General features: G+C 47.7%; 14 protein-coding genes. 13 read left to right on the forward strand and 1 reads right to left on the reverse strand.

Features of this window, described 5'->3' with window-relative positions; translation table 11 throughout:
- The first annotated feature begins 24 nt into the window (after positions 1 to 24).
- A complete protein-coding gene (locus AC6RNO_RS01065) occupies positions 25 to 249 on the forward strand; it encodes a hypothetical protein (protein ID WP_488436530.1) in 225 nt (74 codons plus the stop codon).
- A gap of 16 nt (positions 250 to 265) precedes the next feature.
- Complete coding sequence (locus AC6RNO_RS01070; protein ID WP_474680812.1) at positions 266 to 1,354, forward strand: GerAB/ArcD/ProY family transporter; 1,089 nt, start codon at positions 266 to 268, stop codon at positions 1,352 to 1,354.
- A gap of 204 nt (positions 1,355 to 1,558) precedes the next feature.
- Here AC6RNO_RS01070 and AC6RNO_RS01075 read toward each other — a convergent pair whose 3' ends face one another.
- Positions 1,559 to 2,230, reverse strand: coding sequence for a TetR family transcriptional regulator (locus AC6RNO_RS01075; RefSeq protein ID WP_497104252.1), 672 nt, complete (start codon positions 2,228 to 2,230; stop codon positions 1,559 to 1,561).
- Positions 2,231 to 2,392: 162 nt separating this feature from the next.
- On the opposite strand from AC6RNO_RS01075, the gene AC6RNO_RS01080 reads away from it, so the two are divergent.
- The 11 genes from AC6RNO_RS01080 to AC6RNO_RS01130 all read left to right on the forward strand — a co-directional run bounded on the left by AC6RNO_RS01080 (position 2,393) and on the right by AC6RNO_RS01130 (position 17,042).
- Entirely contained in the window at positions 2,393 to 3,340 is a 948-nt protein-coding gene (locus AC6RNO_RS01080) for an aldo/keto reductase (RefSeq protein ID WP_497104253.1), read from the forward strand.
- Positions 3,341 to 3,914: 574 nt separating this feature from the next.
- Positions 3,915 to 4,703, forward strand: a complete 789-nt coding sequence (locus AC6RNO_RS01085; protein ID WP_497104254.1) for a DeoR family transcriptional regulator — start codon at positions 3,915 to 3,917, stop codon at positions 4,701 to 4,703.
- Positions 4,704 to 4,882: 179 nt separating this feature from the next.
- A complete protein-coding gene (locus AC6RNO_RS01090; RefSeq protein ID WP_497104255.1) occupies positions 4,883 to 6,100 on the forward strand; it encodes an aminotransferase class I/II-fold pyridoxal phosphate-dependent enzyme in 1,218 nt (405 codons plus the stop codon).
- A gap of 47 nt (positions 6,101 to 6,147) precedes the next feature.
- Complete coding sequence (locus AC6RNO_RS01095) at positions 6,148 to 7,059, forward strand: ABC transporter permease subunit (RefSeq protein ID WP_497104256.1); 912 nt, start codon at positions 6,148 to 6,150, stop codon at positions 7,057 to 7,059.
- Complete coding sequence (locus AC6RNO_RS01100; RefSeq protein ID WP_497104257.1) at positions 7,056 to 7,880, forward strand: ABC transporter permease subunit; 825 nt, start codon at positions 7,056 to 7,058, stop codon at positions 7,878 to 7,880. Before AC6RNO_RS01095 ends, AC6RNO_RS01100 begins: the two co-directional genes overlap by 4 nt.
- Before the next feature lie 33 nt (positions 7,881 to 7,913).
- Positions 7,914 to 9,227, forward strand: a complete 1,314-nt coding sequence (locus AC6RNO_RS01105; protein ID WP_497104258.1) for an extracellular solute-binding protein — start codon at positions 7,914 to 7,916, stop codon at positions 9,225 to 9,227.
- Positions 9,228 to 9,275: 48 nt separating this feature from the next.
- Positions 9,276 to 10,784: an alkaline phosphatase family protein gene (locus tag AC6RNO_RS01110; protein ID WP_497104259.1), complete on the forward strand. Its 1,509-nt coding sequence runs from the start codon at positions 9,276 to 9,278 to the stop codon at positions 10,782 to 10,784.
- Between the two features lie 6 nt (positions 10,785 to 10,790).
- Positions 10,791 to 11,930 carry a M20/M25/M40 family metallo-hydrolase gene (locus AC6RNO_RS01115; RefSeq protein ID WP_497104260.1) on the forward strand — a complete coding sequence of 380 codons (1,140 nt, stop codon included), beginning with the start codon at positions 10,791 to 10,793 and terminating at the stop codon, positions 11,928 to 11,930.
- A 21-nt stretch (positions 11,931 to 11,951) separates the two neighbouring features.
- Complete coding sequence (locus tag AC6RNO_RS01120; protein WP_497104261.1) at positions 11,952 to 12,710, forward strand: aldolase/citrate lyase family protein; 759 nt, start codon at positions 11,952 to 11,954, stop codon at positions 12,708 to 12,710.
- A gap of 429 nt (positions 12,711 to 13,139) precedes the next feature.
- Entirely contained in the window at positions 13,140 to 14,138 is a 999-nt protein-coding gene (locus AC6RNO_RS01125; RefSeq protein ID WP_497104262.1) for a glyceraldehyde 3-phosphate dehydrogenase NAD-binding domain-containing protein, read from the forward strand.
- Positions 14,139 to 14,453: 315 nt separating this feature from the next.
- A complete protein-coding gene (locus AC6RNO_RS01130) occupies positions 14,454 to 17,042 on the forward strand; it encodes a heavy metal translocating P-type ATPase (RefSeq protein ID WP_497104263.1) in 2,589 nt (862 codons plus the stop codon).
- Positions 17,043 to 17,155: the final 113 nt, after the last annotated feature.

The following is a 17,155-nucleotide window of genomic DNA, read 5'->3' on the forward strand; positions in this document are numbered from 1 at the left end:
ACCGCGAAAAGAGGTGTCGAGCCCGTGACTTGGTTGAACATAGCGGGAGTAACGTGCGCAGCCGCGTTGATGGTTTGGGCCGAATGGCGCGGTCTCGAATTCGAATGCAAGAGAGAACGGGCGGCATTGATCGCCGTCACAGCTGCCGGCTGGATCGCGGCCGTGCTCGTCCTTGTTTTTCCGAATATGCCCGGACCGATCGAGCTATTCAATAGTGTACTCAAACCGCTGACCGCCGGGTTGAAGTGAGGGGGGAGGTTTGCCGATGGTGGAGAAAGGGAAGATTTCCGCAGCACAGCTAGGACTTCTTTTTTATGCGGTAGCCGCATACGACGGGATTCTGTTTATTCCGAAGATAACGGGGGAGGAGGCCGAGCGCGATTTGTGGCTGTCGCCGATCTGGGCCCACCTGGCCGGTTTGCTCTTCGTGCTTGCGATGCTTCGGCTTAGCCGTATGTTTCCGACGGAAACCATCATCCAGTACAGCGGGCGGCTGCTCGGTCCGTGGCTGGGCAAAGCGGCGGGCTTTACCGTCATCTTTTACGGTGTAAATTTGACTTCCGTCATCTTGAGAGAGTATGGCGACTTCATATCGGTCGTCTTTTTGCAAAAAACACCGGCACTTGTCGCCATGGGCGGCATGCTACTGCTTGTTTCCTTTGCGGTCAGAGGAGGCGTCGAGGTGTTGGGGCGGCTGGCACAGCTGTTCCTGCCGCTCACATTCCTCGTGTTCGGACTGCTGATTATCTTATCGATTCCCGAATGGGACGCAAACCGTATTTTACCGATCATGGGCAAAGGGATTGCTCCTTCCGCCAAGGGGGCCATTGTCCCGTTCAGTTGGTTCTCCGGCTATATGATGCTCGGACTGTATTTTCCGTTCGTGTCGAATCAGAAGAAAACGATGAGGTGCATGATGGCAACCTGGTTCGGGCTCATGGTTACGCTATCCGTTTCCGGGCTCGTATCCGTCTTACTTTTCGGCAAGCATGCCCACACGTTGAATTATCCGTTCATTGAAGTTGTCCGCTATATCGGCGTCGGCCAATTTTTCCAGCACATTGACGTTTTGATGTTGGCCGTCTGGATTCTCGGTACGTTCGTTCAACTGACTTCCTATTTGTATACGGCAGTATTGGGGGCGGCCCAATGGCTCGGACTCAAACAATATCGGGCGATTGTGTTCCCGATCGGCTTTTTTACTCTCGTAATCAGCATGTGGGGACCCTCAAGCGTGGACGTATTCGAGACTTACTTGGCAACGAGCCAAGTTGTGTTCGATTTCTTCTACGTTTTTCTCGGACTGCTCCTGTTCGTAACGGCATGGATTCGAGTTAAAATGCCCCAAAAATGAAAAATGCGAAGTGGCGGCAAGGACCAAGCGGAAATCGAATGAGGAACGCGCCAATCCCGAACGGAAAGGCGGGTTTTTTGCCTTTCAAACACCGAAATAGTGTCAAGAAGCTTATCAGATCAGTGGGAGCCTCTTGTTATTGGGGTATCGCTGAAAAGGGCAATTTAACGAAACCGAAACACGCAGGTCATCTGCGTATTTATGTCAAAAAAGGTTTTTGGTAATCTTTTGAGTCAAATACTCAATTCTCGGTATCATGATTTCATCATCAATTGCTGAAAGCTTTTCGGATTTGAATAACTGAATTTTCTTTAATTGATAATAATCATATAAAATTTGTTGAACAGTTAATTGATTCATCATTAGATATTTAGCATTGAACATCCCCCTTAGAATTTCATCCTGCTTAATTAACAGCTTGCCATTGATATGATTAAAAATCCCTTTTTGAATTCCTTCATCGTAGAAAGTCAAAACCTGCTGTTCTCGCTGCTTCATGGCTGCATTCAATCGATCATACCAATCCGGGTAACTGGTTTCGAGTTCCTTTAAGAAAATATCCGTGAAATATTCGGTAAGTGAAACGGACTGCTCGAATATTTGCTGGAATCGGGTACCGAAACTTTGATCCGAATCCAATGGGCAGAAAGTCGGATCATTCATGTAATCAACAAATCCATCCACGATGAATCCGATTATTTCTTCTTTGGTTGAAAAATATTTATATAGAGTCACTCTGCTAATCTCCATCACTTTTGCGATTTCATCCATTCGAACGGATTGAAGTCCATTTTTTCGCAAATAAGGAAGCAGCTTAGTAATTAGCTTGGCTCGAGTCTCGTTCATTTTATCCGATCTATTCATATCGTTGTTCAAAATATAACCCCCTTATTTTCATTATAACCTGAATTCTAAAGAAGTATATACACGAAATACAAAACTATCGAATTTAACAAATATAATAAAAATTGTTTACTGTGTAACTTTTGTGTGATATCATGGACATCGAAGTTAAGAAACGAAAGAGAGGTTATCTAAATGAAAACGCGGAAACTTGGTAACAGCGAGCTTATCGTCTCTTCTATCGGATTGGGTATGATGGGGATGTCCCCGGGAATCTACGGCACCATCAATGATGAAGAGTCCATCAAGACCATTCATCGAGCTCTGGAACTTGGAGTAACGTTGCTTGATACAGCTGATACGTATGGCAACGGTCATAACGAGGAACTTTTAGGCAAAGCTTTAAAAGGGCGGAGGGAGCAAGCAATTGTTGCTACCAAGTTTTCATTTGGATCCAATTGGGAGTTCATCGGTGGACACCCTGATTACGTAAAGAAAGCAATCGACGAGAGCCTGCGACGTCTTGATCTGGATTATATCGATCTTTATTACCAGCACCGGGTCGATCCTAATGTCCCAATTGAGGAGACGGTTGGTGCAATGGCTGATCTAGTTAAGGCCGGGAAAGTGCGTTATCTTGGTCTTTCTGAAGCAGATGCTTCTACTATTCGTCGAGCACATGCTGTACATCCCATTTCTGCATTACAAACGGAATACTCCCTTTGGAGTCGGGACGTTGAAGAAGAAATCCTTCCTACCGTAAGAGAGTTGGGCATCACTTTTGTAGCTTACAGTCCTCTAAGCAGGGGATTTATCACCGGCGAACTTCGTAATTATGAGGATCTTAAAGTCGATGATATTCGTAGAAATTTGCCTAGGTTCCAAGGTGAAAACTTCCAAAAGAATGTTGACATCGTTGACAAACTTGGGGAAATCGCCAAAGTGAAGAACTGCACGGTTGTACAGTTGGCAATAGCATGGACAATTGCTAAAGGCACTTTGCCGATTCCAGGTACGAAACGCCGACAATATCTTGAAGAAAATGTTGGGGCATTAGATATTCAACTTACTTCTGATGATTTAGCCCGTATTGATGCCGTTAGTCCAAATGCATTCGGTGGACGGTATCCCGGTATGGTCTAACCGGAGGGAAAAATACAGATTAACCCCTCGCAATTCACGAAAAAGCATGACGGGGATCCGACACATTCATTGGACTCCCAAAGCTTTGGGGTTGAAAGTGTGATGGCACTAAAAAAGAAAAAGAGGAACTCGAATAAGCGCTGCAAGATTGCGTATCTTTGTTTCAAGGCTGAAGCACACTGCCTTTCGCGGGCAGTGTTTTCTTATATCCAGATCGAAAGAATTTTGTGCGGCCTCGCTCATCTAGTCGGGCAGAATAATGTCAAGTCTCCGTAATAAAATGAGCAAATTAATCTGTCAGGTAGTAGTATTCTTGCATCTTGTATACATAACGCTTAGTATATATACCGAACAAAATCTAATCGGCTTATACTACCAAATATTTGAAGAATCCAATATGTGGTTTTTATGTTGTAAATTCCGATTGAATGTGGTAATAGAATGAAATTACATTGTTATTGAATTGTAAATGATCAAAAAGCAAGGTTAAATACGTCATTTCTCCATGGATTCTTTGGTGTGATTCAGTTAAGATAAATGTAATGGAATGACATACATAGTTTGGAGGGTAAGGATGCATTCTTCCTATAGTGAAGTGGAGAAAAGAAGGAAAGAGATATTGAAGGAACTGGAGGAACACGACAAAGTCTATGTACAAGAGCTTGCCGAAAAATTCGGCGTGACAACCGAGACCATTCGTCGAGACCTGGACAAGCTGGAAGGTCTGAACAAATTAAAAAAAATATTTGGCGGAGCGATCAAAACGAGCCATCAAAAGCTGGAATGGGTATATAACGATCGAGAGTCGATCAATCTGGAGGTCAAAAGAAAGCTGGCTGCCGAGGCAGCCAAATGGGTGGAGGACAACGATATTATATTCCTCCAGGCAGGGAGCACCATCGCCCAAATGCCGCCATTCTTAAGAGAAAAAAAGGAGCTTACGGTAGTCAGCAATTCCGTTCCTATCATTTTTGAATTCGCTCAATATAAGCGAAACGGAGTATTTGACGGGCGAGTGATTCAGATAGGCGGAGAGCTTCAAGTTTCTTCGATGGGGATGTCGGGCGTACTCGCTCAAGACATGTTAAAGGACATTACCGTAAACAAAGCTTTTTTTTCCTGCGGAGGCTTTACACCTGATAATATAAGTACGTTTCAAAGCGAGAGCGCGCTAATGATGAAAGGCTTGCTCACTCAAAGCCAAAAGAAAGTGCTTGTAGCGGATGCCTCTAAAATGGGAGTCAAGCATCTGTATAAAGTAACAACCATACATGAAGTGGACATGATTATTACGGATACGAACTTGCCTGAAGAATGGAAAACACACATCGAATTGTCCTCATTAAAATGGGTTTCTATCTAAATTCAAGTGCGATAAAAACAACACGTCGTTTGGAAACAAATGACGTGTTGTTTTTAATTTGTTTTATATTGGTTTTTTATAAAATTAACAATATATTTACGTTGTTTTTACACTTGTATTACATTCAGATGTTAAGATTTCTATGTAGAAACCACATGGAACGAAAGGGGAAACAATCATTGAATTACGAACTGAGCCATCGTGTTTGTGCGTTAAATCCTTACATCGGAGCGGAATTAAGAGATAAAGTCGAAGCGCTCCGCCGATCGGGGCGCAAGCTCATCGCTCTTAACGTGGGCGAACCGGATTTTCCCACACCGATCCATATCGCTCATGCAGGTATAGAAGCGATTATTAAAGGTGTGACAAAATATACCCCAGTGCAGGGTACATATGAAGTTCGGCAGGCAGTCAGCGAAAAACTCAAGCGAGAAAACGGTCTTAGTTACAGCCCGGAGGAGGTGATAATCACCACCGGTGCCAAACAAGCAGTGGCGAATGCGTTGCTCTCGATATGCAACGAAGGCGACGAAGTTCTTTTGCCGATTCCCTGCTGGGGGAGTTACCCGGAAATGATCGCACATGCAGGGGCGCGTCCCGTGTTTGTTGAAACCGAACCGGAACAAGATTTTCAACTAAACGTGGAGCGGCTTAGCAGTAAAATAACTTCCAAGACGCGGGCTATTTTGCTGACAAATCCCAACAACCCGACCGGAACGGTGCTTGATCGGGAAACGTTGTATGCCATTGGCATGATTGCCGTTCGTCATCAACTTTACATTATTGCGGATGAAATCTATGAACATTTGATCTACGGCGATAAAGTTCCTTCGATCGCGGCTTTAAGCGAGGCAATTAAATCGCGGACGATTACGATAAACGGGTTATCCAAAGCGTTTGCCATGACGGGCTGGCGAATCGGTTACGCCTGCGGCCCATTGCCTGTGATTCGGGCAATGACGGTCCTTCAAAGTTACACCACCTCCAATCCAAGCTCGATTGGTCAATACGCGGCGATTGCCGCGCTCAAAGATGAAGGAGATACGGTAAAGAAAATGACCGAATCATTTGATGAACGGAGGCAATATCTGATTCGTGAGATTCGATCGATTCGAGGATTGGCATGTCCCAATGCGAGAGGCGCTTTTTACTTGATGGTTGATGTGTCCCGTTACTTTGGTTCTGTTTATGAGAAGGGGACGATTGCTAGCAGCAAAGACTTTGCCGAATACTTGCTGGAGCAGGCGGGTGTCGTTGTGACGCCGGGGGAAATGTTTCATGCTCCCCATTTTATTCGGCTTTCATACGCCACATCCATGACACAATTGCAGGAGGCTGTTGCATTGATCAGGTCGGCGTTGTCTCCATTGAAAATGAGAGAGGAGAATCTGACTTGAATCCATGGCACATGGATAACCATAGAATTTTGGAAAGGAAGAGGGGTTTGAGCGAGCAATCGGTGAAAAGCAAAACAAGCAGAGCCAAATGGGCGTATACGAACTTAACCGCTTATTTATTGGTTTTTCCAGCCGTAGTTCTGCTCGTTGTATTTCATCTTTATCCGATGTGTATGACATTTTTTCTGAGCCTGACGGACTGGAATCTGATTGCCCCTGATTTTAATTGGATTTTCGCAGGCAATTATACGAAGATGCTTACCGCGCCTGAATTTTGGAAGGTGGTTGGACAGACGTTTATATTTGGAATCTTCTCAGTCGGCTTTACGGTCTTACTGGCTACAGTACTGGCTGTTGTGCTGGATGAAAAACTGCGGGGCGTCAGGTTGTTTCGTTCGGTCGTATTTTTGCCCTACATTACGCCCATGGCGGCTATTGGCACCCTATGGGTATGGCTGTACGACCAGGATTTCGGTCTTATTAACTGGGGGCTCGGTTTATTCTCTATTCCTCCTGCTCCTTGGCTGGCCAAGCCGGGGTGGGCCATGGCAGCGCTAGTCATTACGAAAGTTTGGAAGGTGGTCGGTTACTACATGGTGATTCTGCTGGCCGGCAAGCAAAACATAGCGGATTCGCTGTATGAAGCGGCCAAGATGGATGGAGCGGGCAGGCTGCAGTTGTTTAAAAATATTACGTTGCCGCTGCTCTCTCCTTATATCTTTTTTGTTCTTATCGTCGCGCTAATTGGCGCTTTTGAGGATTTTGATCTGCTGTATTCGATGACGCGAGGCGGGCCTGCTGAAAGCACAAATATGATGATTTATTACATTTACCAACATGCCTTTGATTTTTTTGAAATTGGCTATGCTTCCGCAGCCGCGACAGCGCTTTTTGTTATCCTTCTGCTCATCACGTTTATCCAGATGAAGGTCTCCAAAAGGTGGGTGCACTATCAATGAGATTGCAACAATTCGCATTTCGATGGTTCGGATACGTCTTTTTGAGTCTTATTTCATTCGTTATGCTATTTCCTTTTGTTTGGATGCTCAGCACTTCATTGAAGAGCTTCGATCAAGTGTTCGTGTTCCCTCCAACCTTGATCCCGGAAGTATTCCGCCCGGAAAACTACGCAGAAATATGGAAGTCGGCTCCGCTGCTTCGGTATCTATTCAATAGCCTATTTACAGCAAGCGTCATTATCGTAGTGCAACTGCTGCTGATCATACCGGCGGCTTATGCTTTTGCCAGACTGCGGTTTAAAGGAAGTGGCTTTCTATTTCTCTCGGTTCTGGCTACTATGATGATTCCGAACCAAATCACGTTTATCCCTAATTTTTTGACGATCAAACAATTTGGGTGGGTGGATACGTATGCGGGCTTGATCGCGCCATTCAGTGTGAATGCCTTTGGCATATTTATGCTGCGGCAGGCCTTTATGCAGGTACCGAAGGAATTGGAGGAGGCCGCCATTCTCGATGGTTGCGGACACGCCAGAATCATGCGCCATTTGATTATCCCTTTGTCGGGAGCAGCCGTTGTGACGTATATCTTGTTGTCCTTTATCAAGAGTTACAATGAATTGTTTTGGCCGCTCATTGTGACTAATAATGAAAATTTGCGAACGGTTCAGTTAGGACTGACGCGATTTATTACGGAAGGAGGAACGCAGTGGAATCTGGTCATGGCAGTTGCCGCAGTCATTATCGCGCCATTAGCCGGATTGTTCATTTCCATGCAGAAGTTTATTGTAAAAGGCGTGGCCACTACGGGTTTAAAGTAAGCGATAAGCCATTATAAATATGAGGTGAAACCAATGAAACGTAAATTCATTAAAAGTGTTATCGTGGTGTCATGTTCGGTCATGTTGCTGGCAGGCTGCGGGCAAGAAGCTCCGTCTTCTTCCTCATCGCAGCATCAGCAGGGGAAGCCGGTGCAAATTGAGTTTTGGTATGGCAATGGCGGGGTGATCGGGGATACCACCAAGAGTTTGGTCGAACAATTTAATCAATCGCAAAATGAGGTAAAGGTCAATGCGGTGTTCCAGGAGACTACGAATAATATCGGCAAGAAGCTATTGACGGCAATTGTGGGCAATGCTGTACCGGATGTTGTTCAGTTGAACGCCAGATTCTGGCCAACCTTTGCTTACAATAAAGCATTGCTGCCACTTGACTCTTATATTCAAAACGATTCGAACTTGGATTACGGCGATTTTGTGGACAGCTTTGTAAAGAACACTTCAATCGATGGAAAGACATACACCCTTCCCTTCAACCGGAGTACGTCGATCTTGTATTACAACAAAGATATCGTGAAGGAGATCGGGCTTGATCCGGAGCATCCGGTGTCCACATGGGACGAATTGGTGGCCGCCGCGAAGAAAGCGACCGTCGTCAAGGATGGGAAAACAGAACGATTCGGCTTCTCGACCTATCTGCCGCCTCTCTATTACTACTCGTTGATGTGGTCCAATGGCGGAGATATTTTCAGCCCGGATCAAAAGGAGGTTGTGCTCGACCAAGCGCCGGCGATTCAAGGTTTGGAAATGTATCGGAACATGATATATGACACGAAAACGATGATGCAGCCTACGGGCGGGACGACTACCGACAGCGGGCAGGAACTCGTCAATTTTAAAAATGGCAAGGTGGCTTTCCTGGTGGCCTCGACAGCCGACTTGAGTGAGATTCAAAAAAGTATCAAGTTTAACCTTGGCGTCGGTTTCGTACCAAAGTTTAAAGAGTATGCCGTAACTACGTCTTCCGGGGGGAATCTCGCCATTGTAGCGAAGGCCCCCAAGGAAAAGCAAGACGCGGCCTGGAAGTTCATCAAGTTTCTTACCGATAAACAGCAAACCATTTATTTCACTCAGCACACCGGATATATGCCGATTCGAAAATCTGCCGCTCAAGCGCCTGAAATGGTGAAGTTTTATGAACAAAATCCGTTCTTCAAAACCGCTGTCGATGAGCTTCCCTACGGAAGGGCACTCCCGGTCGTGCCTGACTTCGATAAAATCGAAGCAGAGCTCCAAAAGGCAATCGGTAAAACCTATGCTCAAAATGTTCCGGCCCAAGAATCGATGAAGGAAGCCGCCGACCAGATACGTGCGCTGCTTAAGAAATAGAGGATAGCAAAAAAACGGATGACTATAAAATAAAAAGGAATGAACACCATGGGAAAAACGGCTGAGAAGAAAAGTCCTTCGGGACGGCGGGTACTCATTATCGGAGCGGACGGATTAAGGCCCGATCAGGTTAAAGCCGATACGATGCCTACGTATTGCCGGTTAATGAAAAGCGGGACGGTGTTCCAATCTTTTTATTCGGTATATCCATCGCTTACACGGGTATGCATGGCCTCTTTAACCACAGGATGCTATCCGGGACAGCATGGGTTGATGAACAATCTCATGTACGCGCCCCGTTTTTCAGAGGACGGACTGCTCCAGACAGGAGACCACCGAGAATTAATGCAATTTCAACAGCGAACGGGGGAAGAGCTGCTCTTGCGTCCGACGTTAGGGGATCGTTTAGCCCAAGCGGACTTGCGTTTGACGGTTTCGGCCGGAAGCTCGCCCGGGGCTTCGTTGATCTGGAATTTTCATCATCCGCAGCATGTCATGAATCCTTCTACCGACTATGGGATCCCGGAGCTTAGCCAGCTGCATGCCGAGCGAGGCCCTGTCGCTAGCGAATCCGATGTCTGGATCAAAAAGAAGGAACGCACTTTATGGGCAACTCGGACGCTCATTGAACAGCAGTTGCCCGATGAACAGAATACTGTCATGGTGCTGTGGCTTCCCGAACCGGACGATACGCAGCATTATTTCGGCATCGCATCGCATGAGACTAGACAAGCCCAAAAGCTAGTGGATCAATGTTTGTCCGAGATTTTGGAGGCTGTCTCGCGACTTGGCCTCGAGGATGAATTGGATATATTGCTCATCAGCGATCACGGACATTCGACAGCAAACATGGTCGGCAGTCTGGAGCATTATTTGAATCAAGCCCGGAAAGAATTGAACAGAGAACTGAATTTTGTCGCAGTGGACGCTTTTATTTATGGGGACGAAAATCAAGTAGAGGAATTGCAGGCGCTCGCTGACTGGCTCTCTGCCCAACCTTGGTGCGGTATGCTATTGGCGAAAGAACCGCTTCATCAGCAGCTGAACAATGCGATGCCTTTGAGCGCGGTACTCGGCAGCATTACTCACGACAGAGCGCCTCTGTTAGCCGTTGTTCCAGCGTGGACCGATGAAGTGAACCCGGATGGCATTCAAGGAGTTGTTCATTACCTAAACTCCAAGACGGAGAATAAATCCTATCATGGCTCTATCCGAAATGAAGATATGCGGCCGTTTTGCATGGGATTCGGACCCAGCTTTAAAAAGAACTATGCGGCGCATATTCCGGCAGGCATTATTGACATTGCCCCAACGGTTTTGCACTTGCTTGGAGTTACGGGCGAAAGCGGCTTTTCGGGAAGGGTTTTATTTGAAGGTTTGAACGGTTACGAGGAGCAGGCGGTTCAGCACGACACTGTTAAGTATGAGGACATATATGCGGATTCCGAACGAACAAAAGGAATTCGGATCGTGGATGTGAATGGATCGACGTATCTCGTTGATTGTTTTTGTGAAAATACGAGAGGAGCTCTTTTGAAAGCCGCAAAGAAAGGATGAGGCGCAATGCCAACAAAATTTTGGGAAGACAAGGAAACGGATATGCTCAAGCTGCTTGAGGAGCTTGTCAATATCGATAGCGGGACATTTTATAAAGCGGGTGTGGATCAGGTAGGGAATGTGTTGGCCTCTGCTTATCAGGCTCTCGGATTTCAAGTTACGGTCGATCGGCAGTCCGAACGGGGCGATCATTTGATCATCGTTCATCCTGAAGCGCAACATCCCAACATCTTGATTATCGGGCATATGGACACGGTATTTCCTGTAGGTACAACGCAAAGCCGACCTTTTTCACGAGATGAATCTTTTGCTTACGGGCCTGGCGTATACGATATGAAGGCCAGCTTGGTTATGATGCTGTTTGCGATAAAATCCTTGATTGAACAAGGAGACGAGAGTTTCAAGCGGATCAAAATCATTCTGAATTCGGACGAAGAGCACGGTTCGATCTATTCCAGGAAACTGATTGAGCAGGAAGCGGCAGACGTTAAGTATGCTTTGATCGTTGAACCGAGCGATATGACGGGGAGGCTTATAACCGGCAGGCGCGGCGGCGGTAAATTCGAATTGCTTGTAACCGGAAAAGCGGCACATTCCGGAGAAGAACCGGAAAAAGGACGAAGCGCCATTGGCGAACTCGCGTATAAAATTGTTCAACTTCATGCTTTGACCGATCCAAATGCAGGCGTACATGTCAATGTCGGGGTGGTTAGCGGCGGAACGACCAGCAACACGATCGCTGCCCACGCCAAAGCTTCTATCGATGTACGAATGGAGACACCGGAACAGGCCGTGGAGTTGGAGCGCAAAATCAAACACATTTGCTCGACTACAATGATTGAAGGAACCACATTAGTCTTGCAAGGCGGTATTACGAGACCACCGATGATAAAAAATGCAAATACTAAGCATTTATTGAATATCGTTCAAGAAGAAGCGATGCAATTGGGAGAGTCAGTATCGGATATGAAAATAGGTTCAGGATCGGACGGTAACCTGACTTCGGCCGCAAGGATAGCGACGATTGATGCGCTAGGTCCGCGTGGCGGAAACGCTCATACTGCGGAGGAATTTGTGGTTATCGAAAGCTTGGTGCCAAGAACAAGGCTGCTGGCTAACCTGATTAAACGATTAAGTCGTGAATAAACCATTTAAGGGGATACTGCATTGCGAAATAAGATGAAGCAAAAACTTTTAGCAGGTAAAGCTGTTTTAGGGGTCTCCATTATGATCCCTTCTGTTCAACTTGTAGAAATGGCCGGCAAATTAGGGTACGATTGGGTGCTGATTGATTGCGAGCATGGTTCCATATCCTTGGAAACAGTTGAATACATGGTAATGGCAGCGGAAGCGAGCAACATTACACCCATCATTAGACCGCTAAAAAACGATCCGGAGCTAATCGGGCAATACATGGATCGCGGTGTGATGGGGATACAAGCGCCACATGTCAGTTCTGCGGCAGAGGCTCAGGAAATCATCAATGCTATAAAATATTATCCGATCGGCAACAGAAGTTTGGCTGTGGGAACACGCTCTGCCAATTACGGATTTGGGATCACTTTAACTGAATATTCCCAACGGGCTAATCAGGATCTGTTGGTCTGTGTCCAAATTGAGGACAAGGATGCTGTAGATAACCTTGATTCTATCGCTAAAGTTGAAGGAATTGACGTGTTATTTATAGGCCCATCCGACCTTTCTCAATCTCTGGGACATCCCGGAGATGCCGGGCATCCTATAGTAAAAAAAGTTATGGATGATGCTTTTTCAAAAATCATAGCATCTGGAAAGGTAGCGGGTACGGCAGGGAATCTTGAAATAACGCCAAGACGTTTGGAACAAGGCGTTAAATATTACTATACGCATTTAACAACGCTGCTGGCTTATTCATCTTCCGTATTCTTAGAGAATGTCAAGGATTGAATCAATGATTTGAAAGGATTAATAAGTTGAGAATCGGGTTATTCCCAGCGAAGACAGTGAAAATGTTGAATCAAAAATGGAGACCTCTCAGGATGCAAGAACAAGTGTCAAGTGGACAAGAAGTAATCGGATAATATAAAAATAAATCCAAGGAAATCCTTGGATTTATTTTTAATATTGGCTTGTTTACAAATGTGAAGTTAAATTGCTTTCAATTAAAAAACTTTATTTTCCTAAATCAGGGGCGGCCGGCGGGCGCACCCTAAACTAAAGTTATTCTACACAAAATTTTGAAAGTATTATATGATTACATGTGAAAGGATTCAGGAAGTTGGCTTAGGTGTGATAGGTGCAACGCCTGGTGCAAGAAGAACGATTCTTTCACAGCAGCAAAAATGGATAACTAATCTAATATATATGGAGGCTGTTATGGGGAAAATTGCGGTTTTTGGATTTGGACGTATCGGAAGACAACTCCTTCGGGCGGCATTACAGCAAAATTTGTTTGTCCCATTTTCCATATCGGATATTAAAGATGAAGCTACGCTTGCGGCACTTTTTGAAGTGGACACAAATTACAAGCGTTGGCATGAGCATGTATCGGCCCAAGAAGGCGCCATCGTGATAGGCGACCGGGAGATCCGGTATTTAAATTCGGCCAGTGAATTGCCAAATTGGGGTGAGTTGGACGTTGACCTGGTCATTGATTGTACCGGACGCGCCGTTACACGACCGGTAGCTGAGTTGCATTTGGAGCGAGGCGCCAAAAGGGTGCTTGTCAGCGGCCCGAGCAAATCGTTAGAAGACTGCGACGCAGTATTGCTTAAGGGAATCAACTTAGAAAGCTTCGATCCGGATAAGCATAAAATCATTAGCATGGCGAGCTGCACGACCAATGCGCTTGCACCGGTAGTTAAATTGGTCCGGGAAAACTATGGCATTCAATACGGCTTGTTTTCCACGGTACACTCGTATACAAACACGCAATCGTTAACGGATCAGCCGATGAAGGACCGTCGGGATTCATGGGCTGCCGCCGAGAATATCATTCCGTCGTCCTCAGGTGCAGCCAAAGCTCTGAAATTTATTTGGAGCGACCTGCAAATCACAGGCAAAGCCTATCGTATTCCGACCCGTACCGGAAGCATCGCGGAACTTAACCTGATAACGGAAAAACGGTGCACAGTTCAAGAGATTAACGATATGTTTCGACAAGCCTCAATAGAGGGCGAGTTAAAGGGCGTTCTTGATGTTTTGGAAGGGGAATGGGCCTCGTCCCGTATCGTAGCTGATCCGCATTCTTCGATTATCGACCTGCCTTTAACCCAAGTACAAGGTGAACTGTTATCCGTCGCTACCTGGTACGACAATGAATGGGGTTATGCTTCGCGGTTGGCTGAAGTGGCCGCCTATCTTGCTGCAAAATAATTAGCTTGACTATTGTTGACGAATTCGATGCACCCAAGGACGTATGAGCTGAACCAAAGGGTACGGCCTACATGATTACTGAATAATGACATTAAGTTTGTTAAAGAGCCCCGCTAAGAGGGCTCTTTTTTTCAACGCAATATGAAGTTAACATTTGCAAACGGAATATATCGTTGTTAAGGAGTATTATTTAAACCAGCCAGGCCGCCGTAAAAATTAGGTCGGGACCGGTTGACACGCGGATCGGTTCAGCATAATATGGAAATTACATATGAACAATTAATCATATATAGGCTGTAAAGGGGTGGATATTACATGGAGGCAAAGCATTCATGCGGTTGCGGCAAACATTCGACTGTCGATAGCGGAGATCAGGCAGCAGCAAGCAAAGAGCCGGCAGGGCACAGCGAAGCCGCTGCCGCTGTGGCCGATGGCACAAGCTGCGGCGGGCATGATCATGATCACGATCATGCTCACCACGATCATGCTCACCACGACCATGACCACACTCATCATCATCACTCCCATGAGAACCGTTACACCAACATGACGTTCACCTTGACCGGGCTTGACTGCGGCGATTGTGCCGCGAAAATTGAACGGGTTTTCTCCCGGACAGACGGCATCGGGGAGGTGGCGGCCCATTTTACGACATCCAAGATGAGCGTCAACTTTGACGAAACGAAGATTGATGAAGCCGCGATCGTGAAAAAGATCCGGCAGCTGGGCTATGACGTTGCGGAGCAGCCTGACGATGACCGGCATAGGTCGGTCTATCGGATAGATGGCATGGATTGCGCGGATTGCGCGAGCAAATTGGAGAAAAAGGTCGGGGCGCTGCCGTCGGTCAGTCAAGTAAGCGTAAACTTTGGCGCAGCCAAAATGACGGTCAGGCATGACGGCTCGGCCGCGCAGGCGATTATCAGAACCATCGAGCAAGCCGGTTATTCGGCTGCGGAGGAGCAGGCAGGCAAACCCCGACCTGCGGAAGACAAACCTTTTTGGAAACGCAATAAAAAGGTTGTGCCCACAGCGTCGTCCGGACTGCTGTTTGCAATCGGCTGGCTGCTGGATCTGACTTCCGCCGCTCCAACCGCGGTGCTTACCGTCATTTTCGCCGCGGCGATCGTCGTTGGCGGTTACCGGATTGCCAGAAGCGGCCTGTACGGTCTTCGATCCCGTACGATCGGGATGGACTTGCTGATGACGATCGCGGCCATCGGAGCCGCGTTGATCGGTCAGTGGGAAGAGGGCGCAGCCGTCGTGTTCCTGTTTTCTTTGGGCGAAACGCTGGAAGCGTACACGATGGACCGAACGCGAAACTCGATTCGCGGGTTGATGGAGCTGGCGCCGCGCGAGGCGCTTGTGCGCAGGGACGGCATCGAGACCGCATTGCCGGTCGAGGCGATCCGGGTCGGCGATTTGATGATCGTCAAGCCCGGAGAGCAAATCGCCATGGACGGCACGGTCGCCAAGGGCAGCTCAACGGTCAACCAGGCGCCGATAACAGGCGAATCTGTTCCGGTTGAGAAGGAGGCGGGCGACGATGTGTTTGCGGGCACTTTGAACGGGCAAGGAGCGCTTGAAATCCGGGTTACGAAGCTTTCGACGGATAATACGATTGCGAAAATTATCCACCTCGTTGAAGAAGCGCAAGCGCAAAAAGCGCCATCACAGCGATTTGTAGACCGCTTTTCCCAGTATTATACGCCTGCCGTCATTGTGATTGCCGTCTTAATCGCCATCATTCCGCCGCTTGTTTTTCAGCAATCTTTTCAGGACTGGTTTTATCGCGCGCTGATGATGCTTGTTGTGTCTTGTCCATGCGCGTTAGTCATCTCGACGCCGGTATCTATCGTTTCGGCGATCGGCAACGCGGCCAGGAACGGCGTTTTGATCAAGGGCGGGGCTCATTTGGAGCGGCTTGGCGCCGTATCCGTTGTGGCATTCGACAAAACGGGGACGTTGACCGAAGGCAGGCCCGTATTGACGAACATTATCCCGCTAAACGCGCAAAGGGAGGATGAAATTCTTGCGATAGCAGCGGCTCTCGAAAAAAACTCCGAGCATCCGCTGGCCCAGGCGATCGTTCGAAAAGCGCAAGCCGACCGCCTTGTTGTGCCGCAGATCGAGAACTTTCGCTCCGTGACAAGCGGCGGCGTGCTCGGGCATGTTGGCGGAACGGCTTATTATTTGGGCAACCCGCGTTGGTTCCAAAACGATCTGCAAATGGATCTGAGCGATGAAAAATTGGCGCGCTGCATATCTGCGGAACAATTGACGCAAACGGTCATGCTGCTGGGAACTGCGCAGGAAGTGATCGCGGTTCTCGCTTTATCCGACAGCGTCCGCCCGGAAAGCAAGGAAGCCGTCGCCCGAATCAGAGCGCTCGGCATGAAACAGGTCGTGATGCTAACCGGGGATAACAGCGGGACGGCAAGCGGCGTTGCCTCAAAAGTAGGCGGAATCGACTACAAAGCCGGACTGCTTCCGCAGGACAAAGTAAAAGCGGTCCAGGAACTGATGACCCCCGGCAAAGGAGTTGCGATGGTGGGGGACGGAGTGAACGATGCGCCTGCGCTGGCTGCCGCAACGGTGGGCATCGCCATGGGCAGCGCCGGCACGGACACGGCCCTGGAGACGGCGGATGTCGCGCTGATGGGCGACGATCTGTCCAAGCTCCCATACACCATCGGGCTTAGCCGCCGCGCGCTGCGGATTATTAAGCAGAACATCGCTTTTTCGCTTGCGGTCAAAGTGGTGTTCCTCGCGCTTATTTTCTTCGGCTGGTCGTCGCTTTGGCTGGCTGTACTGGCAGACACCGGAAGTTCGCTGATCGTCATCGCGAACGGCATGAGGCTGCTGAGGACGCCTGCAGGATCAAAAGCTACAAAAGCGGTATAGCGGATTCGTGCCCGGCGCGTGCTCGGAGTCCTCGCATGGGAGTGCAGTTGAGCGCCGAAGGGTAGCAGTGGAGCAGCCGGGAGGCTGCTCTATTTTTTGCCGGATGCCTTTAT

The sequence above is a fragment of the Paenibacillus sp. sgz302190 genome (genome assembly GCF_059820445.1).